At 53.7% G+C, this 1,950-nt stretch carries 3 protein-coding genes; all 3 read right to left on the bottom strand.

Going from position 1 to position 1,950, the window contains the following annotated elements; translation table 11 throughout:
* A partial coding sequence (locus HPS55_RS14400) for a YWFCY domain-containing protein (RefSeq protein ID WP_151859353.1) occupies window positions 1-84 on the bottom strand: 84 nt, incomplete at its 3' end.
* 33 nt (window positions 85-117) lie between these two features.
* Window positions 118-1,368, bottom strand: a complete 1,251-nt coding sequence (gene mobB, locus HPS55_RS13960) for a conjugal transfer protein MobB (RefSeq protein ID WP_172325105.1) — start codon at window positions 1,366-1,368, stop codon at window positions 118-120.
* Window positions 1,347-1,775 (bottom strand): conjugal transfer protein MobA, encoded by a 429-nt coding sequence (gene mobA / locus HPS55_RS13955; RefSeq protein WP_005867745.1) that lies wholly within the window; start codon window positions 1,773-1,775, stop codon window positions 1,347-1,349. The genes mobB and mobA overlap by 22 nt, the downstream gene beginning before the upstream one ends.
* Window positions 1,776-1,950 lie beyond the last annotated feature (175 nt).

Genomic DNA, 1,950 nt, shown 5'->3' with positions numbered 1-1,950 from the left:
CATGACCACTAAAATAATACTCACGGCACGCAGAAAATCCATGATTTTCGCCAATGCCCTCAAATCGTCTTCTTGTTGTGACATAGATTGAAAAATATTTATTGTTGATACTTCCGGTTACATTCCCAAGCCCTTGCGCCTTTTCTTTTTCCTCTTGCGCTGCATCGCCCGGATGAAGGCTTCCTCCTCGGCATCCACAGCCGGACCTTCGGGAGTGATCAGACCGACACCGCCCGCCGTGTTCTCGTGGTCGGATGCGCTCTGTCCGCGCATATCCTCTCTTGTTTCCACCGGAACGGACAGCGGAATAGGCGGCAGTCCGGCATAAGGCAGCGTGAAGTGTTCCTGCAAGGCGTTGGCGGAAAGTTCCTTGCCCATGCGCGAGCCGTTCAGCACGCAGCCCGTGCGGTGGTCGATGAACGTGGCTCCGTAGATGCGCCCTTCCTCCGTGTAGCGCAGCACTGTGTCGATACCCTTCTCCCTGAGCCGCGAAACGAACTTCTCCTTGTCATACGTGCCTTCAAGTACGGAAAGGACGGTGCGTTTCGTCATTCCGGCGGGTTTCCTGTCCTTAATCTCCTGCTTGGAACGGGCAAATTTCTTCTGCACGGCTTCATAGCCTGCGGACTTCCCGAAAAGCGAGGATTTGAACGGATTACCGACTTTGTTGCCCATGTCATCCGTGACGGAATAGACCAGCCCGTGATACTCGCGTCCGCGCACATTACCGTGCGTTTCCTCCACCGTCATATTATATAAGGAAAGGAGTGCGCGGTATTCGCCCATCGTCTGAAACTTGTACATGCGGTTCAGTTCTCTAATCACATTCCCCGCCTGCTTCTTCACGTCGCCCGCAGAAGCGTCCACTTTGCGCAGCGGCGTGTCAAGACGGCGGTTCTTGCGTTCCGCGTCATGCAGCCCGTATTTCCGTTCCAGTTCGCGTGTTATCTGCTTGCTCCGGTAAAAGTTATTCCGGGTGTCTATGCTCCTGCCGTCCTCGTCCACCCTGACCGTCACGATATGCAGATGGTGGCGGTCGATGTCCTCGTGCTTGAAAACGAGATACGGCTGGTTGCCGAAGCCCATCTTCTCCAAATACTCCCGTGCGATGTTCTGAAACTCCGTATCCGTCAAAATATCATCGGGATGCGGATTGAGCGAGATATGCACCACCGGTTTCTCCACCTTCGACCGCACGGGCATCATGCCGAGAAAGTCCTCCATCGCCCTATGGATGTCCATCGTTCCCGTACCGTCATTGTAGATGCGGTTGGTCGTCAGAAGCCGCCCTTTCGCCTCGTTGATCTTCTCCCCGTTGTAGGCAAGTGCGCCGTACAACGAGTTTCCTACACTGATTTTTGCGACCATTTTTCCTGCATCTCCCTTGAAAGTTCCACAATCCGGCGGCTCAGTTTCACGAGTTCGACGGTCTGTTGCTCCAGCTTGTAGAGCAACGCCATCGCCTTTTTCTCGGAAAAATGCAGCCTCAGTTCCTTCACGACTTGGTTGTAATTTGTACCTATTGCGCGGAACTGCGCGTGAAAATCGGACAGTTTGGTGTAGTAATCCACCAGCGTCTTGTCCACTTTCAGCACCTTGAACGGCTGCCCGAAGAAGTGCGCCTTCAGGAAAACCGACTTGGCGTAAACGCCCGACTTCTCAAACATGGAGAGGAAACGGTTGTGCTCCTCCTCGCTGAAACGAACGGTGTAGCGGAACACCGCCGGATCGAGTTTGGGATTTCTCCCGGTCTTGTTCTTTCTTTTTTCACTCATATTACTTTGGATTTAGCAGTCTGACGGCATAAGCCGCCGCTTCAAGGCACAGCACCGCAGGTTTGAGAGGCTTCCCGACTTCGGAGGGTAAGCCCGCCCCCTGCAAGGGCAAGGCGTTTTCGTGGCTGCTCAAAATGTTTTGAGCGGCTGAAAACATACCTTGCTATGTTCAGGT

This window comes from Xylanibacter rodentium (assembly GCF_013166575.1).
In the GTDB taxonomy this organism is placed as follows: domain Bacteria; phylum Bacteroidota; class Bacteroidia; order Bacteroidales; family Bacteroidaceae; genus Prevotella; species Prevotella rodentium.
Note: the sequence above shows the minus strand (reverse complement) of the source record. Positions and strands in the feature narration are given on the sequence as shown.